This window comes from Mycobacterium marinum (genome assembly GCF_003391395.1).
GTDB classification, from domain to species: Bacteria; Actinomycetota; Actinomycetes; order Mycobacteriales; family Mycobacteriaceae; genus Mycobacterium; species Mycobacterium marinum.
The window spans coordinates 4,725,499-4,751,460 of sequence record NZ_CP024190.1 but is presented as its reverse complement, the minus strand read 5'-3'; the positions used below and the strand labels follow the sequence as shown (position 1 = coordinate 4,751,460).

Here is a 25,962-nt window from a genome sequence, read left to right as displayed (position 1 = left end):
GCCCCAATGGAGATGCCTAACCAGGACCAGGTCCAGGCGCTTGACCCTGTCTTCGGGAAAATGGCCGTCGAACTGGGTCAGCATGCCTGGTCGTTGCCGCAACTGACGATGCGCGAAAAGAGCTTCGTATTCCTGGCGGCAGATCTGTGTACCGCCAACCTGGGTTTCCCGCTGCTCACCCACGTGCAGATGGCGGGGTTCAACGGCGTGACGCCTGCCGAGTGCGCCGCGGGCATCCGACATCTGGCGCCCTATGTCGGTTATCCGACCGCCGCGGTGGCGCTGCAGCAACTGCGTCAGCAGGGCCCGATGGGGGAAGAACCGGCGCAGGCTGTCGAACCGCAGCCGCTGCCCGGCCACATCGGCGAGGCCCTGGGCACCCTCGATAAGGACTTTGCGCGGTTCGTGACAGGGCAGTTCCATCAGCGGTGGGCTGGCGACCAAAGCCTGACGCCGCGCGAGCGGGCGCTGAGCTGCCTAGCCGCCGACGTGCTGAACCAAACCCTGGACGAATCCTTTGCGATGCACGTCGAGCTTGCGCTCGCGGCCGGCGCCGGGCCCGCGCAACTGAAGGCCGTGCTGCTGTTGGTTGCCGAGTACGGTATCCCCAAGGCGTGGCGGGCCTATCGCGCCCTGGACGCCCTCACGGCATGATGAGTGTTCGGCTGACCGGTTCGGCAGCGGCCTGCCGGTGGTAAATACCCCGCTGCAGGGCGGCCAGGAGCGCGTCGCGGGTCTCTCGGGGATCGATGAGCTCGTCGAAACCCATCTGCTCGGCTGAGCGATAGGACGCCTGCAACTCGGCATTGCGCAGCTTGGCGGACAGATCCTCATCGGCATGCGACGCGCGACTGAGTGCCGCGGCGCCCATCGCCCCCATCGTCGCTCCAGGGTAGGCGAATGTCGCGACCTGACCGTCGAAGCTGATCAGACCCATCACCATGGATCCGAAGCCGTACGCCTTGCGCAGCGTGACATGCAGTTTCAGGGTGGTGGCCGCCGTCTGCGCAGCGAACATCCTTGCCCCGCTGCGCAATACGCCCGCACGCTCGGAGCGGCTACCGGGCAGCATGCCGGGGTTGTCGGCCAGAAACACAATGGGCAGATGGAACGAGTCTGCCACCATGATGAAGTGTGCGGCCTTGTCGGCGGCGTCCGCGTCGATCGAGCCCGCCAGCACCCGCGGCTGGTTGGCCACAACCGCGACCGGATGGCCGCCCAGATGCGCCAGCGCGCAGATGATCGCCTTACCGAACTGTGGTTGCACCTCGAACCATTCGGTGCTGTCGAAGACCACATCGAGCACCGCGCGCATGTCATAGACGCGGCGGTTGTCGCGGGAGACGATGTCGAGCAACTCCGGCGTGGAGCGTCGCGCTGTTGTGCCCGAGGCCGGCAGGGAAGGCGGGTACGACCACGCGCTGGGCGGAAAATACGACAGGTAGCGGCGGATCATGTCCAGAGCGGCTGCGTCATCGTCGGCGACATTGTGGATGACCCCGCTGGCCAGCGCGATGTCCGGACCACCCAGGTCTTCCTTCGAAATATCTTCGCCCGTGGACTCTTTCACCACCGGGGGGCCTGCGGTGAATATCGCGCTCTGGCGGGTCATGACGGTGAAGTCGCACACCGGGGCGACCAGCGCGCCATGACCGGCCGACGGTCCCAGCACCGCGGTGATCGTGGGCACCCGGCCTGAACAGCGTGCCTGCGCAAGTAGGTCGGTGGGGGTCCTGCCGTAGTGCACACCGGTGGGGCGGAAGCCCGCGCCCTCGAGCAACATCACCAGCGGAATCTTGTCGCGCACTGCGAGCTCGGCGATGCGATACCGCTTGGAATTGCTGCCCGGGGCTATGGTCCCTGCCAGCGTCGTGAAGTCCTCCGCGCCTACCAGCACCGGCACGCCGTTGATCTGGCCGGCCCCGGTGATGATTGCGTCGGCCGCGATCTCGCCGCCAACCAATGTGCCGAGTTCGCGGAACGTGCCGGGATCGAGAAGTCGTTGGACGCGCGCGCGGGCGTCGAGCTTGCCCTGGCCGTGGTGCCTGTCGAGCCGCTCAGGGCCGCCCATGCTGCGCGCACGTCCACGGCGACGGTCGAGATCGTCGAGCGTTTCGTCCCAGTCCTGGGCCTTTGTCATTGCTCTGTCCTACCTCGGATGGGGTCGGTCCGGATAAACCAAGCTCACATACTGGATTGCTTACTGTAAAGTTACCCACATGGCCCGCGCCCGCCGCCTCACCATTGACGAGAATCTCAACTCAGCTCGCAACGATGATGGTCTCAGCCAGCGCCGTTGAGCAAGCCCCGGCGCCCGAGGAGCTTCGCCGATGACTGCGCCGACGATGGACGAAGCCGCCCTACTGGCCGACCCGCTGGCCTACACCGATGAGACGAGGTTGCATGCGGCGCTGACCCGGCTGCGGGCCCAAGCCCCGGTCGCCTTGGTGGACGTCCCGAACTATCGCCGATTCTGGGCGATCACCAGACATGCCGACGTCATGGACATCGAGCGCGACAACACGCTGTTCACCAATTGGCCGCGCCCGGTATTGGCGACCGTTGCGGGCGACGAGTTGCAGGCCGCGGCGGGGGTACGCACCCTGATCCACCTGGATGACCCGCAACACCGGGTGGCGCGTGCGATCGGTGCGGATTGGTTTCGCCCGAAGGCGATGCGGGCGCTGAAAGTCCGCGTCGATGAGCTGGCCAAGAACTATGTCGACGCGATGATGGCCGCGGGGCCCGAGTGCGATTTCGTCCAGCAGATCGCCGTCAATTACCCGCTCTGTGTCATCATGTCGCTGCTCGGACTGCCCGAGGCCGACTTCCCCCGGATGCTCAAACTGACCCAGGAACTGTTCGGCAGCGACGACAGTGAGTTCAAGCGGGGCAGCACGAGCGAAGATCAGTTGCCCGCGCTGTTGGACATGTTCGGCTACTTCAATGCGGTGACCACGGCACGACGCGAGCACCCGACCGAGGATCTCGCCTCGGCGATTGCCAACGCCCGCATCGACGGCGAACCGCTGTCGGACATCGACACCGTGTCCTACTACCTCATTGTCGCCACCGCCGGCCACGACACCACCAGCGCCACCATCTCTGGTGGCCTGCACGCACTCATCGAACACCCCGACCAACTTGCGCGGCTGCAAGCCGACCCGGCCCTGATACCGCTGGCCACCGAAGAGATGATCCGCTGGGTCACCCCGGTGAAGCAGTTCATGCGCACGGCCTCCAGGGACACCGTCGTGCGCGGAATCCCGATTGCCGCGGGTGAATCCGTGCTGCTGTCCTACGTATCGGCGAACCGTGATGAGGAGGTGTTCGACCAGCCATTCCGGTTCGACATCGGGCGTGAGCCCAACAAACACGTCGCCTTTGGCTACGGTGTGCACTTCTGCATGGGTGCGGCACTGGCCCGGATGGAAGTCGGCAGCTTCTTCACGGAGCTGCTACCCAGGCTTAAATCCATTGAATTGAGCGGTGATCCACAGTTCACCGCGACCACGTTCGTGGGTGGTCTCAAACACCTGCCGGTGAGCTACTCGCTGGTGTGAGTGACCTATGCAGAATGTGCGGCAGGGATTCGCCGGTCAACGTGGCTTCCTGACCGGATCAACGTTCCGGCACAGTATCGATAGACCCCCGTAGAGGACCCAACATGACCGGTAAGACGATTGTCATCACCGGCGCCAGTGACGGCATTGGCGCCGCCGCGGCGCGCCGGCTGACCCAAAACGGCGAGAAGGTCGTGGTGGTTGGGCGGTCGGAGAGCAAGACCACCGCGGTCGCCGCGCAACTGCGAGCGGACTACTTCGTCGCCGACTTCGCCGACCTGTCCCAGGTCCGAGCCTTGGCAGACAAGGTTCGCTCCGAATACCCACGCATTGACGTCTTGGCCAACAACGCCGGCGCGATGTGTCACGAAATCCAGTTCACCGCCGACGGATACGAGAAGACCTACCAGGTCAACTATCTGTCGCCATTCTTACTCACCACTTTGCTCCTGGATGTCCTGGTCCAATCCCGCGCCACCGTGGTGAACACCACCAGCTCATCACAGAGACTGCTACCCAAAGTCACGTTGGCCGAACTGGAAAATACCGCCCAGCGACGCCCCAGCGTCGCCTACGCGCTGACGAAGCTGGCGATCGTGTTGTTCACCAGGGAATTACATCGCCGATACCATGCCAAGGGACTGTCGGCGGCCACGTTTCATCCGGGCTATGTCGACTCCAACTTCGGCGAGGCATCGGGCTCACGCGCCCTCGCCTTCATGAAATACCACGTACCGCTGGTCACCCGATTCACCTCCACCGCCGAGCAGGGGGCCGAACAACTGGTCTGGTTGGCATCGAGCGCCGCCGGCACCGATTGGACGTCGGGCGAGTACTACTCGCGGCACAAGATCGCCAAAGCCAATCGCGCGGCCTATGACCCGCGCCTTGCCAGCGAGCTGTGGGACCGCACGCTGGCAACGCTGAGATGAGAAGCGCGGCCCGCGACAAGCGGGATTCATCAGATCGTGAAATCGATTATGCCTCTGACGATGTCACCGTTGAGCAGGTCGGTGTAGGCGGCGTTGATGTCATCGAGGCGATAGTGGCGGGTGATCATCTCGTCGAGTAGCAGTTGTCCGCTCTGATACAAGCCGGCAAGACGCGCGATGTCGGCCCTGGGGTTGCACGAGCCGAAGATGGTGCCGGCCAGGGTCTTGTTCATCAAGATGAATTCCTGCAGGTCGATGTTGACCGAGCGGGTCAGTTGTGAGGTCATCCCGGCCAGCACGCAGGTGCCACCCTTGCGGGTGAGCCGTAGGGCGTCGCGCACGTCATCGGCGGTGATCAGCGACGGCGAGACCAGTACCGAGTCGGCCATCACCCCGTGAGTCAGTTCACGAACCAAAGCCATTGCCTCACTGATCGATCCGGCGCGGTGGGTGGCGCCGAAGAGGTGGGAGGATTTCTGCTTGAACTCCACCGGATCAACGGCCACGATCTGCGCGGCGCCATTGATCCGAGCTCCCTGAATGGCCCCCGTGCCGATCCCGCCGGCGCCCAGGACGACGACGGTGTCACCGCCGCGCACGTTGGCTCGATTCGCTGCCGACCCGTACCCGGTGGGAATTGCGCAGGACAGCAACGCGCTGGGGGCCAGCGGCAGGTCCGGATCGATCTTGACCAGTGAATCCCGAGACACCACGGTGTGCTCGGCGAACGCGCCTACCTTCGCCAGATGGCCCAGTGGCGTGCCGTCGGCGGTGTGATGCCGGAACGTGCCATCGGTGGGCATCCCGGGCGCCAGGGTGCCGATGCCGGCGTCGCATAGGTACTCCATGCCGCTGGCGCACCATCGGCATTGCCCGCATACCGCGACGAAAGACATCACCACGTGATCGCCGGGCGCGAAATCAGTGACACCGGGACCAATTTCGCGCACGATGCCCGAGCCTTCGTGACCACCGATTGTTGGGAACATGGTGGGCAGCCCCCGGGACCGCAGCACCTCGTTCGGGGCGGACATGTCACCCTTGAGGATGTGATCGTCGGTGTGGCACAAGCCGGCGGCCGACATTTCGACGAGAACTTCCCCGGTGCGGGGTGCGTCCAACTCGAATTCCTCGACCGACCACGGCCCGCCGACGCCATGCAGGATGGCCGCCCGGCTTCTCATGCGGCGGGGGTGAAGGTGACGGGTAGCTTGTTGGGCGACCTGAAGGTGAGCCCGATGATCCGAGATTGCACCCCAGTGCCGTCGTCGGGTGCGAAGGCCAGAGTTGTGACTCGGTCGAAAAGACTATTGAGCATCACCCGTGTTTCCAGGCGGGCCAGGTGCATACCGAGGCACATGTGGATGCCACCGGCGAAGGCGATGTGTGCGTGCCGGGTTCGGCGGATGTCGAACCTGTTGGGGTCGGGCCAGCGGCTCTCGTCCCGGTTGGCCGAACCCATGCAAAGGTCGATCTGTGCATCAGGGGGAATCGTCTTGCCGCCGATGTCGACTTCTTCGGTGGTGGTCCGCATGACCATGGTGAGCGGGGTTTCGAACCGCAGCCCCTCTTCGATGGCGATGGGGATCAACGACCTGTCCCGCTGCACCATGGCCAATTGCTCAGGGTGGGTCAGCAGCAGGTAGAGCAGGTTGCCGGAAGAGCGGTAAGTGGTCTCCAGGCCGGCAGGCAGCAGCAACCGCAAGAAGGCGATGATGGCCTCGTCGTCGAGCTTCTCCCCGTCGATCTCGGCGGCGACCAGGTCGCCGATGATGTCGTCGGTGAGTTTGCGGCGCCGCTGTTCGACCTGGTCGAGGAAGTACCCGTGGAGTTCGGTTGCCGCGTTGAACCCCGCCACGATGTCGGTGGGGATCGAGATGAGGTCAAACGACAGCCGCCGGAACAGATCAAGGTCCTCGCGGGGCAGCCCGAGCAATGTCGAGATTATTCGGGTCGGAAATTCAAATGTCAGCGCCTTGACCAGGTCCGCATGACCGTCGGCTCGTATTTCGTCGATCAACTGATCGCAGACCGGTCCGATGACAGAGGGCTCCCAGCGCTCCAGTGCGGTGGCCCGGAAGGCCTTGGCCACCAAGCTGCGGTGATCGTGGTGTTCTCTGCCGCCCATCGCCAGGATGGTATGGCCCATGACCAATCCGATGGTTTTGTCATATCCGGCCGACGTGAAGATCCTGTCATCTCGGAACGCTTGAAAGACGCCGTCGTAGCCGAACAGCACCCACTCATCGTTCGGCCGCAGTTCCTCGGGCATCTGCCCGTGATCCATCAGGGCACCGTGCCAGACCGGGTCGGTGCGCCGCATGTACTCGAAGAACGGGTAGGGACTTGTCTCGCCGGTCAGGTCGAGTGTGACGGGCTGGCCGTCGGCATCGGTGCGCAGCGTCATCGGCGCTCCTCCCCGGGCTGGAATGTCGCTATCATAGTATAGATAGCAACTAATCCCAACGGGGTTCGCGGCCGTCCGGGTGCCGTGGGCGGCGTACGGTTTGCTGCCCCGAGCCGGGGTCTACCTTGACGGGGAACCTTCGGGCGGCCGGGAGGCGGACAGCCCTGACGCAGACGAATCCCGCACGGCCACAAGGGTTGATTCTCTGGTTCCCGATTGGGTTGTTTCCCAGGAAGTCCGGGCTTTGCATGCGCGGACGCGCCGGGCGTTCGCGACGTAGCGCTAGACCGGCGTGAATTTCGTGATCAGCCACTTCCCGTCGATCTGAGCCATGCTCACCAGCACGCTGATCGGCATCATGGTGGGGTCCGGGTGGTCCTTGCTCGAGGTGCTTTGGTCGACGAACAGCAGAACTTCCGCCGAGCCCGGATGCAGCTCGGACACCGCGGCACGCACCACCTGAGCGCTGGTTTTCAATGCCTTCTGCTTGGCGGCGGGAGCCACGAACTGCTCGGTGAATTGTTCGTAGTAGGCCAGGAAATCTCCGGAGAGATGTGACTTGGCGGCGGCGAAGTCGTCGTCGAGGGTGTCGGGGGAGTAGGACAGCAGTGCCACCGTACCGTCGGAGGCCGCACTGACCGCTTGGCGCGCGACGGCGGGGTCCACCTGTTGGTCGGGCCGGTAGGTCTTGACATACAGCCAGGCCGCGATGCCACCCGAGATCATCACGAGCACTACCAAAATGATCGAGACGGGTCTCAAGTTGACCTTGATTCGCCACAGGTCGCGTTTGCCGGACGCCTCGGGGGAGTCGGCATCTGATGCTTCGCCGGTGTCGTCTGGATCTTCGAGTTCGAGCGCATCAGGATCGATCGCCGCCGTTTCATCGGCGGCGTAGAACTGGGTTGTTTCGGCGCTGTCGAGGTTGCGCACATCATCGGTCACGGTACGAACTCGACCTTCGACATTTTGTACTGTCCGTCCTCTTCGGTCACGGTTACCCTGAGCCGCCAGATACGCGGTTCCTGCTTGCCGTCACCGCCATTGGTTACGTGTGAGGTCGCCGAGATGAGCACCACCGCGGTGTGCCCCTCCATGGATTCGACCGCCGCGGCGTGCACCGTTCCCTCGGTGACGACCTTCGACTGCTCGACCACCTTCGTGAAATCGGCTGCCCGGGACTGAAATTCTTCCTTGAACTCGCCGGTGGAGCTATCGATCACCCGCTGGACGTCTTCCTTGGCTTTGTTGAAGTCCAGGGAGGTCATGTTGACGACGCCAGTCTTGGCCCCATCGGTGAAGGCCTCGGCGCGCTCCTGCCGTTGCGTGACTTGACCGTGATTCCATACGAAGTAGGCGCTCAGCCCGGCAAAGCCAAAGACGATCAGAAGTGCGGCAACCTTGACAACGATGGACAGCCGCGCTATCCGCGCCCACTTCACAGCCCGGTCGCGCCACGAAAGCGGCTTGTTGGGCTCTTCGTCTTCGGCCTCGGTTGACTCGGCGTCCTCATCCTCCGCGACGTAGTCGTCGTAGTCTTCGTATTCCTCGTCGTCTTCGTACTCGTCGTCTTCGTACTCGCCGTATTCTTCATCTTCGGCAAGTGCCAGCGCCTCACGCTTCAATTGCGCGGCGCGGGCCCGCGCGCGGGCCGCTGCGGCCAGTGCTTCCGCTTCGGCGGCCTCGGCTTCGGCTTCGGCGGCCAACGCCATCGCGTTGGCTTTCGTGGTCGGCAATTCCGAGCTCGGCTCGTTCGTCTCAGCCATCGCTGCTGCAGCCCGTCACGATCATTATCGAGTGAACTCCGGTATCTCTTACGGTATTGCTCATTGCTAACATCAGAGTCACCAGCGAACTCCGCTCCAACGAGGATCGATTAGGCGGATGATCAGCCACCCAGACTTTCCCCCCTGCGTCCTTCGCAGCGGCGAAGGATGGCCCAGGAACGTCCGGCCGGCGTCATGACCGCTGTCGACTCTCCCGAAAACATACTCTTTATCTCTACCACCCACGCATTTCTGCAAAAAGAAGCGTCGCTGCGTCATGTCCGGGAGCTAAACGCGGCGGGTATGTCGTTCGATCCGAAATGGTGGCGACGGGCCGCCGAACTCGGGTGGACGAGTCTGCTGATCCCCGAGCAGTTGGGGGGCGGCAGCGTCTCTGGCAACGCTGTCGTCGACTTGGCGATGGTTGCCGAGGAGCTCGGAAAGACGGTTGCGCCCGGCCCGTTGCATCCGGTCTCGACGGTGCTCGCCGCCTTGGTGGACTGCGCCCAGCGAGACGCACACGTTGATTTGATCGAGTCACTGATGTCCGGTGAAGCGGTGGCGTCCTGGGCGGTTTCCGAGCCGGGCCGGGGCTGGGACCCTGTGGATCCGACGGTCACGGCCACCCCCATCGCCTCTGGCTACCAGATCCAGGGCAGCAAACATCAGGTGGAGGCCGGGCCGCAAAGTGCGGTCCTGCTGGTGGTGGCGCGATGTGCTGGCCAGGTCCGCCAGTTCCTGGTTCCCACCGATGCCCCGGGCGTGCGGATCACCGCCCAGCAGTCGGTGGACCTGGTCAAGCAATACGCGCGGGTGGACTTTGACGGCGTGGTTGTGCCGGAGTCCGCTGTGGTCGGTACCGCCGCCGAGACGCGGTCGTTGATCAACCGGCAGAGTCAGATCGCGCAGGTGCTGCAGTGCGCCGAGGTGGTGGGCATCCTGCAAACGGTCTTCGACTTCACCGCGCAGTGGGCCTTGGATCGGCACACCTTCGGACGCCCGCTGGCCTCCTACCAAGCTCTGAAACACAAATTCGCGGACATGAAGATGTGGGTGGAAGCGTGTCGCGCGACGACGGCCGCTGCGGTGGCCGAGCTTGCCGCCGGCTCTGCGGAGGCGGGCCGCTGCGCCAGCATCGCCAAGTCCTACGTCGGGGAGATGGCCAGCCAGATCGTGCAGAGCTGCGTTCAAATGCACGGCGGCATCGGCGTTACGTGGGAACACGACCTGCATCTGTATTTGAGGCGAGTCATGTTGTACCGCTCCATGTTCGGTACTCCCGAAGAACACAACCTAAGGGTGTATGAGGCGCAGCGGGCGGCCACATGACAGCGGTTGAATCGGTTGCCGAATTCGCGACCCGGGCCAGAAAGTGGCTGGCCGCCAACATGTCACAGATCGACCCGTTGTCGCCGCCGGAGGCGCCCCGCGATGACGAAGCCTCCTGGCAACGCGCCAGGCAACTGCAAAGGCGGCTTCACGACGGAGGTTTCGCGGGCATCTGCTTCCCGCGCGAGTACGGCGGCCAGGGCCTGGCGTATGAGTACCAGCGGGCATTCGACGAGGAATCCCTGCACTATGAGATGCCGTTGATCCTCAACGTCCCGACCTTCACCATCTGCTGCGCCACCCTGCTTGACACCGGCAGCGAGAGCCAGAAGAAGCGCCACATCGCCGCGGCCCTGCGGGGTGAGGAGGTGCTGGTACAGCTGCTATCTGAGCCTAGCGGTGGGTCCGATCTGGCCGGTGTCCTCACCCGCGCGGAACGTCAGGGCGACCGGTGGGTGATCAACGGGGCCAAGACGTGGAGCACCAGCGCCTTCGCCGCGGACTATGGACTGTGTTTGGCGCGCACCAACTGGGATGTGCCCAAGCATGACGGTCTAACCATGTTCTTGGTGCCCATCAATCACCCCGGCATCACCTTGCGTCGCATCACTCAGGTCAATGGCTCCACCGAGTTCTGCGAAGAATTTCTCGACGGTGTCGATGTCGGCGACGACGCTGTGGTCGGAGAGGTGAATAACGGCTGGACCGTGGCATCGAGGCAGCTGTACCACGAACGGCGTGCGGTCGGAATGGGTTCGGAATTCGCCAGCGGCGCGGGCAGCGAGGGCGGTCACGCGACGCCGGTCGACTATGTCGCACTCGCGGAGACCACAGGCCAGGCGCACAGCGATCGGGTGCGCGAGATGGCCGGGCGCGCGCTGGTGCACCGCGCTGTCTGCGAGCAATTGATCGACCACGTGTATCGCAGTGTCCGCGACGGCACGTTGCCGCCCGCCGCTGGAACGCTGATCAGGCTTTTTCATGCCGAAACGGTGATGTGTGAGATGGATACCTCGTTGGCGATCGCCGGGTCCGGCGGCGTAGTCGGGCAACCCGGCGAGGGCCTGCAGACCGGCCTGCGCTATCTGGCCCGGCAGTCGGTTGCCATCGGCGGTGGCACCACCGAGATGGCGCGCAACGTGATCGGCGAGCGGATGCTGAATTTTCCCCGCGAATTCGCCGCCGACCGCGGCGTGCCGTTCAATCAGGTGCGCCGCGCCCCACCACGGTGACCGGGTGCGTTTCTAGTCCTCGGCGAAGACATTCTCGGTTTCGCCGCTGATCACCGGTATCTGCACCAGTGACAAGACGTGGTGCGCGGGGCTTCCCGGCGGCGCCATCAGTACGCACGTGCCGCCCTGTTTGCGTGCCCGGTCGCGGGCGGTGACCAGGGCGCTGACGCCGGCCGATCCAAGATGGGTGACCGCGCTGAGATCGATCGTCAAAGACGCTATACCGGAGCGGCTTTCGACCGCGATCTGCCGGTCGAGGGTGGGGGCGGTGTTGCTATCGACGTCGCCGCGCACGACGATGTGGCCGGACTCGGTGACCGTGGAGGCGAACTCGCTATCGATGGTTGGTCGGTTTGGTGCTCTGCTGACGACCGGGTCGGTGACGAACTGGGCCGGTCGTGAGAGTCGGTGCACGACGGTCGCGGTCGTCCCTGCACCGTCGTGGCTGACATGCGTCTCCGAGACCAAGGCTTCGGCCATGGCCAGTCCTCGGCCCCGGCCCCTCTCGCCTTCGCGGTGATGCTTCCAGGTGCCGTGGTCGATCACCGCGACCCGCAGCTTGCCATCGCCGCCCAGCGCCGCCGCTACGGCCAGGCCATCGGAAACATCAGTGCTATAGCCGTGCTCGACCGCGTTCTCGACGAATTCGGAAATCGCGTGGACGATGTCGGAGATGTCGCTGGAGTCAGCCCCGATCTCCGAAAGCCATTGGCGCAGCCGGGAGCGAATGGCACGGGCGGCGTGGATCGTCGCATCCTCGGTAATGTTCAGCGGCGGCGTTGGTGCCCGGCGCTGCACCGCGAGCAGCGTGATGTCATCGTTGTATCCGGTGGAGCGCAGCAGTAATTCGAGTGTCTCCGAGCAGAGCCGGTCGATGGGGCGTGACTGTGCATCGATGACAAACCCGCCGCCGCTAGTTATGTTTGCCGCCAAGTCAGCGAATTCCGCGGTGCTTGCCCCCAGCGGCCGACCCGGGCGTTCGATCAGACCGTCGGTGTAGAGCAGTACCACGTCGCCCACCCCGATCAGCTCGGTGCGGACCGGGAATCCGGTCTCGCTGCCCAGCGGGCCGGCGCCGGACGGTTCTAGATAGCGGGACTTGGCCTCGGCGGTCACCACCAAGGGGGGCGGGTGTCCGGCCGTGCAGTACTGGAATTCTCCGGTGGTGAAGTCCAGGGATCCGACACACAGGGTCGCCGAATTGGAGCCGGGCACGTGCTCATGAAAGGCGTCCAGCGCCTCGAGTGCTTCGCCGATGCTGCGTCCGGCAGCGATCTGCAGCCGCAGCGCGGTACGCAACTGTGACATCACCGCGGCGGCCTCCACCCCATGGCCGACCACGTCACCGACGATCAGCACGAGCCGATCACCGAGGGCCACGGCGTCGAACCAGTCCCCACCGGCCGCGGTGTCCTGTGCGGCGACCAGATACTGTGCGGCGATATCGGCGCCCGAAACGACGGGCACCGACGGCGCGAGCAGCGCCTGCTGCATCACGATCGCCGAATCTCGCAGATGGCGGTACCGCTCGGAGAGCTCCTCCACGCGCGCCTCGGCGGCCAGCCGCGCTCGCACCCTGGTCGTGACGTCGTCAAAGAGAATCTGCACGCCTTCGATGGACCCGTCCTCGCGGCGGCGCGGCGTCACCAGGAAGTCGAAGTATCGTTCGTCGATTCCAGAACCGTCGAAATCCGCCTGCAGTCGCCATTCGGCCCCGGACTGTGGCTCGCCGGTTTCATATACCCGGTCGAGCATGTGATAGATCTGCTGGCTTTCGAGTTCGGGATAGACCTCTCGCGCCGGTTGACCTACCGCAGTAAAGGTCGGGCTGAACCTGCGATATGCCGCGTTTGCGGCGACGAAGCGGTGCTCGGGTCCCTCCAAACCGACAAGCATGGTGGGGACATTCTCGAAGATACGACGGACCGTGTTTGCTGTACCAACACTTTTATCCCAGTCCATTTCGGCCGCCATGTGGCCGTCCCTCCTGTGGACCGAGCGAACAAACGAGTATGTGCGTTGACGCAGCAGGTCAAGCAGCAACATCTAGGCTATCAATATCTGCTACCTGCTCGCGTCACCAAAATGCGGCCGGTCGTGGCCGCGACCACCAGGGTGATGAGGCCAGGGTGGATTCGGCGGTCGATTGTGGCCCCGCGGATGCGGCCGAAAAGCAAGGCTGCAGCGCTTTGGCGCGCTGTGGAGGCGACGAGTCGGGGTGGTTCGGTCGGCCGGCGATCGGGGAAAGTCACTTTGGTCAAGTTCGGCTTTGACGCGTCGCCGCGGCGGTTCGGGCGGTCCAAATCGCGGTGCGGCACCGGAGCTATTGGGCAGCGCCTACAACGGAATTTCTCACCGGTATCCGGATCGTCTTCGGGAACGTGATTGCGGCAGCGAATTCGTCGCTAGCTGACCCACATCGGTGCTGCGCACAATGGATTCGATGACTCAGCGGCGGGCAACCATGACACATCGGGCGCAGGGATGTGATTGAGAAACAAGATCGATTGGTAGTGCGGCCGTCATGGTGGCCAGGCCAGCAGAGTTTCCATGATGCGGTGAGCGGTAAAAGGCATGGTATTGAAGCGTCTGCGAAACTCGTTGACGGTCAACATCATCGCACCATTCGGTGTTGGTTTGGTATCACTTTCGGGCGCGGCGGGCTTGGGTCGGCAGGCTCGCCGTTGGCGGCAACGCGTGGGATCAGCAGATGGTGACCGCCGGTCACGGACCGCATCGGTTTCCTGCCGGGGCCGCGCCAATAGCTGCTGCGGCCCAACGGGGTTGGCCGCGCCGGGTGTTCAGCGATGGTCCGGCAATGCTTGCGGTCCAACCCAGCAACCCGGGCGAAACGCGAGTCGATCGATCACCGCGAAACTCGGCTTGCCACCGGTCGGTGCCTCTGCCTGGGCCGCTTTCACCGCATCTAGCAGCGCAGAAACGCGAGCATCAGCACACCCGGTGTGCGGTGGGCGACGTCCTCCACACCCTAGTGCGCGCCGTCGAGGCCTGGCAGGAAATGAGTTTCGCCGCCGGCAGACCGGGCTGCCCAACTCCCGCGGGCAGGCTGCTGCTAGCGTCGGTCCCGTTTTTCGGTTGGCAATTCAGTGCCAAGCATCAGCGGTACCAGTGACCTCAAGAGGCGGGAAGTGATGACACTGCAAGTAGTTCCCGAAGGCTTGTTGGCGGCCAGTGCGGCGGTCCAAGCAATCACCGCTCGGCTGGCGGCCGCGCATGCGGCTGCGGCGCCGGCGATTTCGGCGGTAGTGCCACCGGCGGTCGATCCGGTCTCGCTGCAGACCGCGGTCGTGTTCAGCGCCCAGGGCGGGGAACGCGCCCTGGTGGGTGTCCAAGGGATCGATGAACTCGCCCGTTCGGGGGTCGGTGTTGCCGAGTCCGGGGCCGACTACGCGGCCCGTGATGCCATGGCGGCGGCTTCGTATACGTTTGGAGTGCCGAGGTGACGCTTCCATTCTTGCTCTCGATCTTCACGGTGGTGCCGACGTTTTGGATGGGCCAGCCGCCGGAGGTGCATTCGGGTGCGCTGAGCTTCGGTCCGGGCCCTGGCCCCCTTTCGGAGGCGGGCGCGTTTCTGCACCAGCTGGGCCTCGAATACGATTGGGCAGCACAGGATCTCAGCAATGAGCTGGCTGTGGTGCCGTGGCGGGGCGTGGGTTCGGAGAGCTATCGGGGTGCATTTGGGCCTTACCTGGAGTGGTTGGAAGAGGCCGGTCAGGAATGCCAACAGCAAGCTATTGCACACGAGCAAGCGGCGGTGGCTTACTCCGTTGCGTTGGCGGAGATGCCAACGCTGGCGGAGTTGTCGGTCAACCGCGCCAGCAATATGGCGTTGCTTTCGACGAACTTCTTTGGGATCAATACGATCCCGCTTGCGATCAATGAAGCCGACTATGCGCGGATGTGGGTACAGGCGGCGGGCGTTATGCAGTTGTATCAGCAGCAGGCAAATATGGCGGTGGCGTTGAACCCGCCACGCAACCGCCCGGCGCCGCTGATGCTGCGAGGTCCTGATCAGCAGGAGCCTGCCGGACCGATTATTGAGGAACCCGAAGACGATCCAATCGAGGACGGCGGTGATGCGAACGGCCTAGTGGAACGTCCCGACAATGAGGCCGGACCGATCATCGAGGAACTCGCAGACGACGGTGCTGAGGTGGGCGCGGACCGAGCGCTAGTCGTTTTCGACAACGCCAACGCCGTGGAAGGCGAGCCTGCCACGATTCCCCAACTGTTGGTTGCGGCGCTCGGGCAAATCGCCAACTTCGTCGGCCAGACGTTTAGCCTGATCGGCAACATCATCAGTTTTGTCGATCGTGCTCTGGGCTGGGCGCTGCGCCTTTTCGCCGCTGTTGCCGTCTATAACGCGGTGAGCATGATCGCATCGGCGATGGCATTTATCTATAACCTTGTCACCACCATTGCGCAGATGGTGTATGCCGTGTACACGGCGGTCGCATACTCGTTAACGATGCTCATGCAAGCGATTTCCTACATCACGTCACTTGTCACGCAGTTCACGGCCACTCTGACGCAGCTCACGGCCGCGTACGTACCGATGCTGCTCGGGGGCGTTCTGACTGGCGTGGCTCCGTCGGTGGCCCTGACGTCGAGCGCCGGCTTCGTCCTGCCGGATGGTTCATCGCTGGCCGCAGGCCCGCCACCCGCGCCGCCCGGCGCAACGCTGGCGCCGCCACCGCCCTCGGCCCCGCCCGCCACCTTGGGCACGGAACTGGCTCCCGCGGCGGCGGCGGCCCCGGCCGCGCCGGCCGCCGCGTTCGCGCCACAGCCGGTGACCGGTGTGGGCATGGAAGGCTACGCGTACCTGGCGGGCGGCATGACTCCCATTGCCAGGAAAGCGTTCGGTGCCAGCGCTCGAACGAAGGCGCCGGAGCCCTATGACGCCGAGGCCGCGGCGGGCGCGGCGCCGGCCCAACATCAACCCCGATCGCAGCGCCGCCGGCGGGCCAAGCTCGAAAAGATCGGCCGCGGTTTTGAATACGCTGACCTGGAGCCCGATACCGACCACGACCCGAGTCGTTCGTGCAACGAGCAACGGGTTGCTGCCGCCTCTGATCGGGTCGCGCGAACCGGAGGTTTCGCCGGAACCGGGCACAGGCAGACCACCACCGCCGCGTCGGGCCTGACCACGCTGGGCGACAATGCGTTTAGCGGCGGCCCGCGCATGCCGATGATTCCGGGAACGTGGGGCGCCGACTCGGCGCCCTCCTCAGGCGCGATTAGCGATGCGCAATAGCCCCCTCAGCACCGCGTCTCACCCGGTGCAGCTAGGGGACTCGAACGTGAGTTTGGGCAATCCTGACGGTCGCCGCTACCGCGCAGCCTCGTCGCTGACCGGCGTCCGCTGTCTTGTACGGCGGGAGGCCTACGGCTAGGCGTTGACCGGTTTGGGGGCGGGTGTGCCGATCTTCATGACCTCCATCATGTTGCCGCCCATGATCTTTGCGACATCTTCTGGTGGGAAGCCGGCAAGCTCGTCAACGAATGAGATGGGGTCCTTCAGGCCTTCGGGGTGCGGCCAGTCGGAGCCGAAGACCACCCGGTCGGTGCCGACCATCTTCACGATCTCGGCGAATCGGTCTTCCCAGAACGGGCTGATGTATACGCATCGCTTGAACGCCTCGATCGGATCTTCCATGAAGGCGTTCGGCATCTTCTTGTAGACACCCTTGAGGCCTTTGAACAATGTTGGCACCCAGTCGGCACCGTTTTCGATCGACAGGATGCGCAACTCGGGGTTGCGTGACAACGCACCGTGGCAGACCAGCGCGCCCATCGCATCTTCGATGGGCCGCTTACCCATGGCCAGCATCCGAAACGCGGTGGGCTTGAACGGCAGGAATTCGTCGCCGGGCTCCCAAACGTTGAGGAACTCGGAGTAACCACTGTCGGAGGCGTGCATTGAGACCGGGATCCCGGCCTTGATACAGGCCTGCCAGAACGGATCGAACTCCTCGAAGCCGAACGAGCGGCTGCCACGATAGCCGGGAACTGGTGCCGGGCGGACCAGCACGGTGCGAGCACCGCGCTGCAGGCACCATTCCAGTTCTTCAAGTGCCCGATCGACGATGGGCAGGGTGATCACCGGGGTGGCGAAGATGCGGTCTTTGTAGTTGAACGACCACGTCTCATACATCCATTGGTTGAGCGCATGGATGACGTCGTGGGTCATCTCCGGGTCGTCTTTCATCCGCTCTTCGACCAGGCTGGCCAGCGTGGGAAACATCAGGGCGTAATCGAGGCCGAGCTCGTCCATGACCTCGAGTCGCGGCCCCGGCTCGCGAAACGCTGGAATCGCCTTCATCGGCTCGCCCATCACCTCGCGGTAGCTCTTGCCGCCGCTGCCGTTGCGGAAGTACTCCTCCTGGGCTCCGGGCCGGGCGACCACCTCGAATGTCGGGTTGGGAATGTAATCGCTGATCTGGCCGCGCACCACGATCTTGGTGCGGCCGCGAACCTGCACGTAATCGATTACGTGTCTGCGCTTGTCCGGGAGGAACTTGGTGAGGGCCTCCTGCGGCTCGTACATGTGGTTGTCGGCGTCAAACACCGGAAAGGGAAGCTCGCGAGAAGGCATGGCGATCTCCTTGGAAAAGTCTCGATTCTCACCTAGTGGTAATGACGTTACCACTAGGTGCAAGGGTGCCGCTAACCTGTTTCGTTGGTGTCATTACGGTCGATGATGGCGAAATTCACCGTCGCCGTTGCGGCAAGCTCGTCGGCGCTATCGCCGAAAATATCGACTTGCATGACTAGCGCTCGCCGGCCGGCCCTGAGCATCCGCGGCACCGCGCGGGCGGCGCCCTGTCGGATCGGGCGCAGGTAGCGGATGAACAGGTCGGCTGTGGTCATGGCCGCGCCGGGCGGCAAGTACTGCAGGCCGAGCTGGCCGCCCGCGACGTCTGCGAGCGTGGCGATCAGGCCGCCTTGGAGGGCTCCGGAGGTGTTGACCACCTGTGGGCTGACGGGCATCGTCATCGCGAACCCGTCATCGTGGGAAGGTTCTTGGCGCATCCCGATCTGCGCGAACAGCTCGGTCAGCGAGGATGCGGCCGACTCCTCGGCATCACGAACTCCCAGGGCCCGGCTGCAGAACTCGTAGAGTTCGCCGGCATCTATCGGAGTTGCATTCAATTCAGTTCCGAGCCAACGCAATCGAAGCGCACCGAGCACGGTTTGCATGACGATCGCGGCCGCGGCCCCGACGTCGAGGCCGGGATTGAACATGCCTTCGGTGATGCCCTGTCCGACGATGTCGCGAATCAACCGATGCAGCGGGGAAAGCACTCGGGCGTATTCGCGAGGCCGGGTTTCGGCGAGATGCTGATTGTAGAGGCTCAACGCACGATTGAGGCTGTCCTGGGTGCTGGACTCCGGTTGTGCGCTGATGCGATCAATGACGAGTTTTAGTGCGGCGGTGCTGTCGAGTCCGGCGGCCTCGGCGCGCCACAGTTGTGCGGTCTGGGACATGGTCCGGTCGAACAGTGCCAGCAGCAGCTCGTCCTTGCTGCTGAAGTGTTGATAGAACGCTCGCAGCGACGTCTTGGAGCGGGTGACGACTTCCTGAACCGTGAAGTCGGTGCGTCCGGTCTCGCCCAGGATTTCCACCGCCGTCTTGATGAAGCGGTCGGCGCGCGTCGCTTCAACTTGCTCGCTGGGGCCGGCCATGGGCGGATTCTCCTCTTTGGATGCGTTGTCCGGAACGCTTTGAGAATGAGGTTACCGCGATTTGCCGGCTATCCGAGCGACTAGCGACTCTCCGGTGGTGTGGGCATATTGCTCTTGTTGATCTTGGCGGCTATCGGTGGCGATGCGGTGGCTCCCCGCGGGCGCGATCAGGCAACGCTGTCCCACCCTTGGTCGGGGGCATCGCCGTTGCAGAAACGAGTGGCCAGCCACGTCCCAGGGGCCGGGCCGCCGAGGACCGTGAGGCAGCCGCCGAATTCATTGGTGACCTGGCCGTTGGGCTGGATGGTCCAATGCTGGCTGAACCAATCGACGCAGGGCTGTAGGTGCACTGTCCAACTCTGCCCCGGCATGTTTAGGCATTCCCCGGGGAAGGCGACGCTTTCGAGCTGCTGGGCGTCGGTGAGATTCCAGCGCTGGAAGTCCGTCCCGTTGCAGGGGTTGATCACCACCGGCGTGATCCAGCTCCCGCTCGGGGCATCCAGACACACATCGCCCAACCGGCTCTCCAACTGAACCGGGCCGTCGGCACCTGCCTGACCAGCGTTGAACGTCGCGGCGCCGAACACCATGCTGACCACGACAATCACCCGGCGCAGTCCGCCCATCAACCGCGACTGACCCATCTCGGTTCCACCTTTCAGCTTTGGTACACCGAAGTCGCCACCGGCTTGGTGCACACCGAGACCACTACCGCTGCAAACGATCGGTCGCAAGCAGCAAGTTTGGTGCACCGCCGGGCCGCTCCTTGTCGCCGACCCGCGGCGGATTTTGCTAGCCGGGCGGTCGGGCGGACCCCACCCTGGTCGATGGACTGGAGGCAGCACGCCGGACCCGCTGGCAATTCAGGTGACCCGAGTCCAGGGTTGGCAGTTCTGCGACTCGAAGGCCTTCACCGTCGAATTGATATTTGCATACATCGGGCCGACAGAAATATTCGTTTCGACGACGTGATCCTTGTTCGCATCGGGCGTGCTGTAGGTAAACCACACGCACATCGAGTCCTGTGTCGGCACATTGTTTATCCACACCGTCCAGTCCGATGCCGACCCGACAGTGTGGTAGAGGCCGGTCGCAATGTCGGGCCCGACGAGAAAGAATCCGTTGCCCGGAATCGGGTCCATCGGGTCCGCGAGGGCCGGTGGCGCGAGAGCGACGGTGGCCACCCAGGTGACGAGGCCGGCGCCCGCCCGGCGCAGACGCGGTAGGGGCATGTTTCCTCACCAGATAGTTGCCGATTCCATTGGCAGCGTATGCCCGGGCGCGCCGCGCCTCAATAGTTCTTGAAGAGCCTGAACCGGACGGTGCGGCGTCCGCAGTCGTGCGGTGCCGGCGTTCTGGGCGCCCATGGAGTCCTAGCCGAGAACTCCATCAGGGCATTACCCAGCGCGACAACGAGATCGGCTGCCGGCCGGCGGGGCCACCCATCAGAGCAGGGGTCAGAGGAACTGGCTGGCAACGCCCAAGAAAGCCCTCAACTCGAAACCGCCCGCGAGCGTGCCCAATGCGATGTTGGCGGCGATGGGGGCGCCGAACGCATAGACCAACCCGCCGGCAGGGTCCCCATTGATCGCTTGCTCGATCCCGCTCAGGAACAGGTTGAGGTCGTAGGACGGGACAGAGGTGACGAGCGCATTGGCGATGTCAGCGGTGGGAAGCAAGAACGCGTAGGTGTTGGCGGCGGTGTTCGAAATGTTGTTGACGATGGTGGTGTTTGCCGACTGTAGGAAGTGGATAAAGTCATTGGGGGAGAACGTCGCTGGCGACAGCCCGGCCAGTAACGTGCCCCCAGCGCCCGACGCCCCTAGTGGAGCGGACAGCAGCGTCGACGGCAGGTTGGAGTACGCCGATATCTCGGTGTTGATGTCACTGACGAAGGCGTTGACTCCTTGCTGGGTTCCGATGGCCAGATAGCCCGGCAGTGAAGTGGTTGCTTGCAGCGGCGGGAGGACCCCGAACGGGGTGGGCACATTCGGCGGCGAGGTCGACCATCCATAGGCGGGATCGCCGTAGCCCCAGTTGACCAGATACCGCAAATCAGGCTCGATCAGGTCCGCAATCGGCGTGCCGATGACCGGGATTGCCCGCACTGGATCCAAGAGCGGCAGATGGGGGCTGGGGATCATGTAGTAGTTGGTCGATGTGGGGCCCACCGTGTTCGTCAATGGGATTGCGGTGTCCAGCTGTTCGGGGGTAAGACTCGGGTACTGGCCGTGCAAGGACTGGATCCCCAGGAAGGCATTGAGGTCCGCCAGGAAATTGATGGGGTATCGAGGGAAGTCCGCGGCGCCATCGTATTCGAGTGTGAAAACGTTGGTGGGAAACGAGTTGTCTGGCGTTGAGCCGTAAAAGTCGAGACCCATACTTGGCAGGCTGAGGCCGGGGAAGCGCGCAAACAGCCCGCCGTTGGGGTTCATTGGGTTGCCGAACAATGAGAAGGTCAGATCGTCGAAATATGGGCTGCCCGCGGCCCCTGAATTGGTGGGATTGAGTGCTCGCATCACCAGCGAAGCGATCATGGCGCTCTGCGAGTCGCCAGTGACGTTTACGGTGTTTCCGCTGGTGAGCAGCCCTAGGTAAGGCGGATTCGTGCCGACCAGGGTGTTGGTGAGGATGGCTACGCCCTGGGGGACCGACACGTTGAGGGGCAAGGTCTTGATACCGGTATCGATGTAGAACTGGGCGGGTGTGAACAGCCCCTGAACCAAGGCCGGGTCGACCGGAAAATACGGCGCGACGAATTTGGAAACAACATTGCTGATGTAGGCGGGCGACGGGATCGGGTTTCCGCTGCCGCCGACGACCAGGGTGTAGATCGGGTCCCCGGCTGCGGCCATCGGCGCGGCGGCCGCCATCGCACCCGACGCGCTGGCCGCCGTGCCGCCCAGCAATGCGCGGATGGGTGAGCTCAGCGTCGTCGACGCCTGCGACAAGGTGGCCGCGCCGGCGGCCTCGGCCTGCGTGTAAACGCTTCCCGCCGCGGCGAGCGTGGCAGCGAACTGGTCGTGAAACACCGCGGCGTCTGTGATGACGGCTTGGCACTCCTGGCCGTATGCACTGAACAGCTTCGCGATGAGCTGTGATACCTCATCGCCGGCCGCGGCCATCATTGCGGTTGTCGGGCTTGCCGCGGCAGCGTTGGCCACGCCGATCGCCGACCGGATGTCGGCGATGTCCGCGGCCGCGGTCGTCAGAATGTCTGGCTGCGTGATCACGTAAGTCATCGGACCGTCCTTCGCAACGATGAAGGCCATCCGACAGTTGCCGGTACTCGGTTGTGCTGATCGGCAAAGCCGGCCACCGGGAAGGCGCTACTTGAGCGTAGAGGGATCTATCCGGCGTGTCCGGGGTTTGCGCGGCGAGCGTTCGGGGGCCCGGCTTTCCCAACGTGGAAGACCCGCTTGTCGATCAGCGATCCGCCGCTGCGGTCAGCCGCCGCGGGCGGCGATCATCGCCGATCGATTCACTTTGGTGGCTGCCGTGCGCGGGATCCGGTCGACGAATTCGACCGTCTTGGGCACCTTGTACGGTGCGAGTCGATTCTTGGCATACTCGATCACCTGCTGCTCGGTCAGCGGGGCCGCGACTTGTACCACCGCGTGTACCCGACGTCCCCAGCGTGCGTCGGCGATGCCTATCACCACGACGTCGGCGATGCCCGGATGCCCTGCCAGTGCCGACTCGACTTCTGCCGGAAAAACATTCGCTCCGCCAGTGATGATCATGTCGACGCGGCGGTCGACGATGTAGAGGTAGCCATCCTCGTCCAGATATCCGATGTCGCCCGCACAGCGATAGCCTTCGCCGGTCGACGGCAGCGGCGGTGCTCCACCGAGATAGCGGTATCCCGCGCTCATCGGCGCGCGCAGATAGACGTCACCGTGCTCGCCGGGGTCCACCGGCTGCTGCTGGGAATCCAGGATCTGGATCTCGGTTTCCCGGAAGCCGCGACCGACGCTGCCCGGATGGGAAACCCATTCGTCGCCGCGCAGCGCGGTGAGCCCGAGGTTCTCGGTCATCCCGTAGGCGGTCACGATCTTCTCCGGGCCGAGTAGTTCGAACCAGGTGTGCAACAACGACGGTGGCATCACGGCGGCGCCTTGCAGGATGAAGACGATGCTGGACAAGTCCCGCTGCCGGATACCCGGGATGGCGGCAATGCGCGCCAGCATGGTGGGAGTCGCGGTGAAGTTGGTGACGCGAAAGCGTTCGATCACATCCACCACCAATCCCGCATCGAACTTTTCGAGCACCACCAGATGGTCGCCCCCCAGCAGCATCAGGAAGGTGGCGAAACCGTTGGTGTGATACATCGGTGCCGGCACCATGATCGTCTGCGGTTGGGCTACCGGGGTCCAGGCCGACAGGAACGGTTCGCCGTGTTGGGGGGTCCACAGCGACGGAGCGAGATTGAGAATCACCTTGGGTACTCCGGTGGATCCGCTGCTGCAGATGCCGTTGGCGGTGGGCGAAACAGCCGTGGGCAGTGGATCCCGGGATTCACCCGCCGCGTGGGCCTGCAGCCGCCAACGGTTGTGTTCGTCGACGATCACGGCGGGATCGATTACCGCGCGTACCCGGTCGCGCTCCCATTCGGGCAGATCCCAGTGCATGGGAATGGGAACCGCGCCGATTTTCCAGCACCCCAATGTGGCCAGCACCAGATGCTGCGAGTTCGGAATCGCCAAGGCCACTAGGGAGCCCGTCTGGGCGCCATGGGCGGCCAGAGTCCGTCCCCACTGGTTGGCAAGGCAGTCGAGTTCACCGAAGGTCATCGATTGCGTGCTGCCATCGGGTGCGACGATGGTTACTGCAGTTTCGTCGCGACGTTGTTGGGCAAGCTCCTCGAGCCTGGTTCCGAAGGGCACCCCGTCCGCCAGCGGGTTCGTCGTGGCGCCGGGCCCCATCGGTTGGGTGCTCATGCCGATACCGGTGCGCTGAAGAGAGTTTCCAGAGAGCCGTCCGCCGCGTCAGGTATCAGCCGGATGGCCAGCGCTTCGGCGCACAGAGGTAGCCGGATGAGTGGTTGGGTATGCCGATCCAGCACGCTGATGTCGGACTCGTCGCAGAATCCCAGGGCGCCGAGCAGTTGGTGTGAGATGCGCAGCACCTGGCGCGCGGTATCGGCGGCCTTGAGCCGTAGCAAGAGCGCATCGGCTGAACGAACCCGCGCCGCATACGATTCCGTGCGGCTGATGGTGTACTTGGCCAGTTCAGCGAGTCCGCGCACCGCGACGGCCGCATCCGCGACACAAAACCGCACTGCCTGGAAGTCCGCCAGCGCCTTGCCGAATTGGATCCTGGTCCGTACGTGGGCAGTGACGATGTCCAGTGACTGTTGCACCGCTCCCAGGATGCGCCACGATCCCAGGACGAGATGAAGATCGATGTCACTGGCCGCGACGGTTCCCTCTGGTGCACCCAGCGTGGCTGGCACCAGGAACGGGCCCAACTTGGCGGCCGTGCGCGCCGCCGGTTGTGGCCGATAACGGGCTCCATCGAGATCGGCGGCGATCCAGGAGCCGGGCAGATCGCCGTGGTCAATGCGCGGTAGATCTGGGTTCACCAAGGCCAGCCGGGCCCCGTCGACGGACAGCAACTCCTCGACGAGCGGGTAGGGGAGCGCTACGGTGCCGGCAGCCCGGCAGAGCACGGCGGCGGCCAGCAGGTCAGCGGGCCCGGATCGGACGTCCAGTTCAAATGCGCTCAGGTCGTCGAGGGCGGCACGGGCCGCGCGGCGGATGCCGTCGTCGGTCTCGGCTCTTAGCGCCGCTGGTGGCCCACCCACCCGCGCCAGGCGCTTGGCCGCGACGCGGGCAAAGTCGATAACATCTTGCGGCAGTTCGGTATTCACCGGTGTTCTCCCAAGACATCACGTGCAACGAGCATTCGTTGCACCTCAATGGTGCCGGATGCGACGGTGGCTGCCTGTGCGTAACGCCAATGGTCCTCGATCGCCCCGTGCAATGGGGCCGTGGCGCCGCTGTCCAACGCGGCCGGTCCGAGCACGTCCAACAGCAACTCGGCGACCTGTTGATCGCAGGTGGTGGTGACGATGCGGGCGGCGCTTGCCGCGGCACCCGCGGTGGGATCGTCGCGCAGCGCGACCGCGCGGTAGGCCAGCAGGCGCGCGACGCGCAGGTCCGCTAGTGCCCGCACCCAGCGGACCCGAATCGACTCGGGTAATCGAGCCCAGTCGTCGCCGAGCTCGGTGCGCATCCGATCCAGCAATGATTCGCATCGGGCGTAGCGGGCGATCCCGACACGTTCAAATGCCAGCGCTTCGCGCATCACTCGCCATCCGTCACCGGGCTCACCCAACACGTCGCTGGGCGACGCCGGCACCTCGTCCAGGAACATCTCGTTGAGGTGATGCGGTCCCAGCATCGAGGGGATCGGCCGGACCGTGAAACCCGGCCGGTCCATGGGAAGCAGAAACAGGGTGAGGCGCTTGGGTTTGGGCGCGTCCGGATGAGTGCAGGCCGCCAGCACACACCAGGACGCCATCTGCGCATATGACGTCCAGACCTTCTGGCCGGTGATACGCCACCCCGGGCCGTCAGGAGCTTCGGGTACCGCACGGGTGCGCAGCGACGCAAGATCGGTTCCCGCCTCAGGCTCGGAGAATCCTTGGCACCACACCACCTCGCCGGCCGCGATTGCGGACAGGTGCTGTGTCTTCTGCGCCGGGGTTCCGTAGCGCATGATCGCCGGGCCGACCCAGTTGATTCCCATGTACTGCGGACCGCGCGGTTCATGGCGGGCCCACATCTCCTCGCGCAACACGGTCTGCTGCCAGATCGAACCGCCACCACCACCGTGCTCCTTCGGCCACGCCAGTGCCAGCAGATCCTCGGCGGCCAACAGTTTGCAGAATGATTCCGTGGTCGCGAGATCTTGCGGATCGGTGGTGCACGCACCGAGGAAGTCGTCGGGGATGTGCTCGGATATCAGCCTACGCAGTCGGTCTCGCAGTTGGCGGGCGTCATCGCCGAGGTCGTAGTCCAT

21 protein-coding genes are annotated in these 25,962 nt (G+C 64.3%); 7 read left to right on the top strand and 14 right to left on the bottom strand.

Annotated features, from left to right (window positions below):
- Window positions 1-60: 60 nt before the first annotated feature.
- Complete coding sequence (locus CCUG20998_RS19785; protein ID WP_231389746.1) at window positions 61-654, top strand: carboxymuconolactone decarboxylase family protein; 594 nt, start codon at window positions 61-63, stop codon at window positions 652-654.
- Here CCUG20998_RS19785 and CCUG20998_RS19780 read toward each other — a convergent pair.
- A complete protein-coding gene (locus tag CCUG20998_RS19780; protein ID WP_020730120.1) occupies window positions 644-2,140 on the bottom strand; it encodes an acyl-CoA carboxylase subunit beta in 1,497 nt (498 codons plus the stop codon). The two genes, CCUG20998_RS19785 and CCUG20998_RS19780, sit on opposite strands and share 11 nt — an antisense overlap.
- Window positions 2,141-2,345: 205 nt before the next feature.
- Here CCUG20998_RS19780 and CCUG20998_RS19775 point away from each other — a divergent pair, with 205 nt between their 5' ends.
- Window positions 2,346-3,563: a cytochrome P450 gene (locus CCUG20998_RS19775; RefSeq protein ID WP_036456544.1), complete on the top strand. Its 1,218-nt coding sequence runs from the start codon at window positions 2,346-2,348 to the stop codon at window positions 3,561-3,563.
- A gap of 104 nt (window positions 3,564-3,667) precedes the next feature.
- Complete coding sequence (locus CCUG20998_RS19770; protein ID WP_020730122.1) at window positions 3,668-4,495, top strand: SDR family NAD(P)-dependent oxidoreductase; 828 nt, start codon at window positions 3,668-3,670, stop codon at window positions 4,493-4,495.
- Between the two features lie 29 nt (window positions 4,496-4,524).
- Here the strand turns inward: CCUG20998_RS19770 and CCUG20998_RS19765 are convergent, their stop codons facing one another.
- From CCUG20998_RS19765 to CCUG20998_RS19745, 4 genes are all read right to left on the bottom strand, one after another.
- A complete protein-coding gene (locus CCUG20998_RS19765; protein ID WP_020730123.1) occupies window positions 4,525-5,679 on the bottom strand; it encodes a Zn-dependent alcohol dehydrogenase in 1,155 nt (384 codons plus the stop codon).
- Window positions 5,676-6,902, bottom strand: coding sequence for a cytochrome P450 (locus tag CCUG20998_RS19760; RefSeq protein ID WP_020730124.1), 1,227 nt, complete (start codon window positions 6,900-6,902; stop codon window positions 5,676-5,678). Before CCUG20998_RS19760 ends, CCUG20998_RS19765 begins: the two co-directional genes overlap by 4 nt.
- Before the next feature lie 282 nt (window positions 6,903-7,184).
- Window positions 7,185-7,847, bottom strand: a complete 663-nt coding sequence (locus CCUG20998_RS19750; RefSeq protein ID WP_020730125.1) for a hypothetical protein — start codon at window positions 7,845-7,847, stop codon at window positions 7,185-7,187.
- A complete protein-coding gene (locus CCUG20998_RS19745) occupies window positions 7,844-8,668 on the bottom strand; it encodes a hypothetical protein (protein WP_020730126.1) in 825 nt (274 codons plus the stop codon). Before CCUG20998_RS19745 ends, CCUG20998_RS19750 begins: the two co-directional genes overlap by 4 nt.
- Window positions 8,669-8,863: 195 nt before the next feature.
- Here CCUG20998_RS19745 and CCUG20998_RS19740 point away from each other — a divergent pair, with 195 nt between their 5' ends.
- Both CCUG20998_RS19740 and CCUG20998_RS19735 read left to right on the top strand, forming a co-directional pair.
- On the top strand, window positions 8,864-9,997 hold the full coding sequence (locus tag CCUG20998_RS19740; protein WP_172607204.1) for an acyl-CoA dehydrogenase family protein: 1,134 nt from the start codon (window positions 8,864-8,866) through the stop codon (window positions 9,995-9,997).
- The gene (locus CCUG20998_RS19735) at window positions 9,994-11,229 is read left to right on the top strand and encodes an acyl-CoA dehydrogenase family protein (RefSeq protein ID WP_020730128.1); all 1,236 of its coding nucleotides are present in this window, start codon (window positions 9,994-9,996) and stop codon (window positions 11,227-11,229) included. Before CCUG20998_RS19740 ends, CCUG20998_RS19735 begins: the two co-directional genes overlap by 4 nt.
- Window positions 11,230-11,241: 12 nt before the next feature.
- Here the strand turns inward: CCUG20998_RS19735 and CCUG20998_RS19730 are convergent, their stop codons facing one another.
- Complete coding sequence (locus CCUG20998_RS19730) at window positions 11,242-13,203, bottom strand: SpoIIE family protein phosphatase (protein ID WP_103653957.1); 1,962 nt, start codon at window positions 13,201-13,203, stop codon at window positions 11,242-11,244.
- A 1,178-nt stretch (window positions 13,204-14,381) separates the two neighbouring features.
- On the opposite strand from CCUG20998_RS19730, the gene CCUG20998_RS19725 reads away from it, so the two are divergent.
- Entirely contained in the window at window positions 14,382-14,693 is a 312-nt protein-coding gene (locus tag CCUG20998_RS19725; protein ID WP_036456219.1) for a PE family protein, read from the top strand.
- A complete protein-coding gene (locus CCUG20998_RS19720) occupies window positions 14,690-16,504 on the top strand; it encodes a PPE family protein (RefSeq protein WP_038580310.1) in 1,815 nt (604 codons plus the stop codon). The genes CCUG20998_RS19725 and CCUG20998_RS19720 overlap by 4 nt, the downstream gene beginning before the upstream one ends.
- A gap of 135 nt (window positions 16,505-16,639) precedes the next feature.
- On the opposite strand, the gene CCUG20998_RS19715 is transcribed toward CCUG20998_RS19720, so the two are convergent.
- The 8 genes from CCUG20998_RS19715 to CCUG20998_RS19680 form a co-directional block, all read right to left on the bottom strand.
- Window positions 16,640-17,845, bottom strand: a complete 1,206-nt coding sequence (locus CCUG20998_RS19715) for an amidohydrolase family protein (RefSeq protein WP_036456220.1) — start codon at window positions 17,843-17,845, stop codon at window positions 16,640-16,642.
- A 71-nt stretch (window positions 17,846-17,916) separates the two neighbouring features.
- Window positions 17,917-18,936: a hotdog fold thioesterase gene (locus CCUG20998_RS19710; protein ID WP_020730136.1), complete on the bottom strand. Its 1,020-nt coding sequence runs from the start codon at window positions 18,934-18,936 to the stop codon at window positions 17,917-17,919.
- 167 nt (window positions 18,937-19,103) lie between these two features.
- On the bottom strand, window positions 19,104-19,580 hold the full coding sequence (locus CCUG20998_RS19705) for an Rv1419 family lectin (RefSeq protein WP_036456548.1): 477 nt from the start codon (window positions 19,578-19,580) through the stop codon (window positions 19,104-19,106).
- A gap of 219 nt (window positions 19,581-19,799) precedes the next feature.
- Window positions 19,800-20,168: an Rv1352/Rv1906c domain-containing protein gene (locus tag CCUG20998_RS19700; protein ID WP_020730138.1), complete on the bottom strand. Its 369-nt coding sequence runs from the start codon at window positions 20,166-20,168 to the stop codon at window positions 19,800-19,802.
- Between the two features lie 225 nt (window positions 20,169-20,393).
- A complete protein-coding gene (locus CCUG20998_RS19695; protein ID WP_036456550.1) occupies window positions 20,394-22,178 on the bottom strand; it encodes a PE family protein in 1,785 nt (594 codons plus the stop codon).
- 204 nt (window positions 22,179-22,382) lie between these two features.
- Window positions 22,383-23,876, bottom strand: a complete 1,494-nt coding sequence (locus CCUG20998_RS19690; RefSeq protein ID WP_020730140.1) for a class I adenylate-forming enzyme family protein — start codon at window positions 23,874-23,876, stop codon at window positions 22,383-22,385.
- Window positions 23,873-24,808: an acyl-CoA dehydrogenase family protein gene (locus CCUG20998_RS19685; RefSeq protein ID WP_020730141.1), complete on the bottom strand. Its 936-nt coding sequence runs from the start codon at window positions 24,806-24,808 to the stop codon at window positions 23,873-23,875. The genes CCUG20998_RS19690 and CCUG20998_RS19685 overlap by 4 nt, the downstream gene beginning before the upstream one ends.
- The gene (locus tag CCUG20998_RS19680; RefSeq protein ID WP_020730142.1) at window positions 24,805-25,962 is read right to left on the bottom strand and encodes an acyl-CoA dehydrogenase family protein; all 1,158 of its coding nucleotides are present in this window, start codon (window positions 25,960-25,962) and stop codon (window positions 24,805-24,807) included. Before CCUG20998_RS19680 ends, CCUG20998_RS19685 begins: the two co-directional genes overlap by 4 nt.

Excerpts from the sequence above, each read along its gene's own strand:
- CCUG20998_RS19785 (WP_231389746.1), top strand. The coding sequence starts at position 61 with ATGGCCGTCGAACTGGGTCAGCATGCCTGGTCGTTGCCGCAACTGACG.
- CCUG20998_RS19780 (WP_020730120.1), bottom strand. The coding sequence starts at position 2,140 with ATGACAAAGGCCCAGGACTGGGACGAAACGCTCGACGATCTCGACCGT.
- CCUG20998_RS19775 (WP_036456544.1), top strand. The coding sequence starts at position 2,346 with ATGGACGAAGCCGCCCTACTGGCCGACCCGCTGGCCTACACCGATGAG.
- CCUG20998_RS19770 (WP_020730122.1), top strand. The coding sequence starts at position 3,668 with ATGACCGGTAAGACGATTGTCATCACCGGCGCCAGTGACGGCATTGGC.
- CCUG20998_RS19765 (WP_020730123.1), bottom strand. The coding sequence starts at position 5,679 with ATGAGAAGCCGGGCGGCCATCCTGCATGGCGTCGGCGGGCCGTGGTCG.
- CCUG20998_RS19760 (WP_020730124.1), bottom strand. The coding sequence starts at position 6,902 with ATGACGCTGCGCACCGATGCCGACGGCCAGCCCGTCACACTCGACCTG.
- CCUG20998_RS19745 (WP_020730126.1), bottom strand. The coding sequence starts at position 8,668 with ATGGCTGAGACGAACGAGCCGAGCTCGGAATTGCCGACCACGAAAGCC.
- CCUG20998_RS19740 (WP_172607204.1), top strand. The coding sequence starts at position 8,864 with ATGACCGCTGTCGACTCTCCCGAAAACATACTCTTTATCTCTACCACC.
- CCUG20998_RS19735 (WP_020730128.1), top strand. The coding sequence starts at position 9,994 with ATGACAGCGGTTGAATCGGTTGCCGAATTCGCGACCCGGGCCAGAAAG.
- CCUG20998_RS19730 (WP_103653957.1), bottom strand. The coding sequence starts at position 13,203 with ATGGCGGCCGAAATGGACTGGGATAAAAGTGTTGGTACAGCAAACACG.
- CCUG20998_RS19725 (WP_036456219.1), top strand. The coding sequence starts at position 14,382 with ATGACACTGCAAGTAGTTCCCGAAGGCTTGTTGGCGGCCAGTGCGGCG.
- CCUG20998_RS19715 (WP_036456220.1), bottom strand. The coding sequence starts at position 17,845 with ATGCCTTCTCGCGAGCTTCCCTTTCCGGTGTTTGACGCCGACAACCAC.
- CCUG20998_RS19710 (WP_020730136.1), bottom strand. The coding sequence starts at position 18,936 with ATGGCCGGCCCCAGCGAGCAAGTTGAAGCGACGCGCGCCGACCGCTTC.
- CCUG20998_RS19705 (WP_036456548.1), bottom strand. The coding sequence starts at position 19,580 with ATGGGTCAGTCGCGGTTGATGGGCGGACTGCGCCGGGTGATTGTCGTG.
- CCUG20998_RS19700 (WP_020730138.1), bottom strand. The coding sequence starts at position 20,168 with ATGCCCCTACCGCGTCTGCGCCGGGCGGGCGCCGGCCTCGTCACCTGG.
- CCUG20998_RS19695 (WP_036456550.1), bottom strand. The coding sequence starts at position 22,178 with ATGACTTACGTGATCACGCAGCCAGACATTCTGACGACCGCGGCCGCG.
- CCUG20998_RS19690 (WP_020730140.1), bottom strand. The coding sequence starts at position 23,876 with ATGAGCACCCAACCGATGGGGCCCGGCGCCACGACGAACCCGCTGGCG.
- CCUG20998_RS19680 (WP_020730142.1), bottom strand. The coding sequence starts at position 25,962 with ATGGACTACGACCTCGGCGATGACGCCCGCCAACTGCGAGACCGACTG.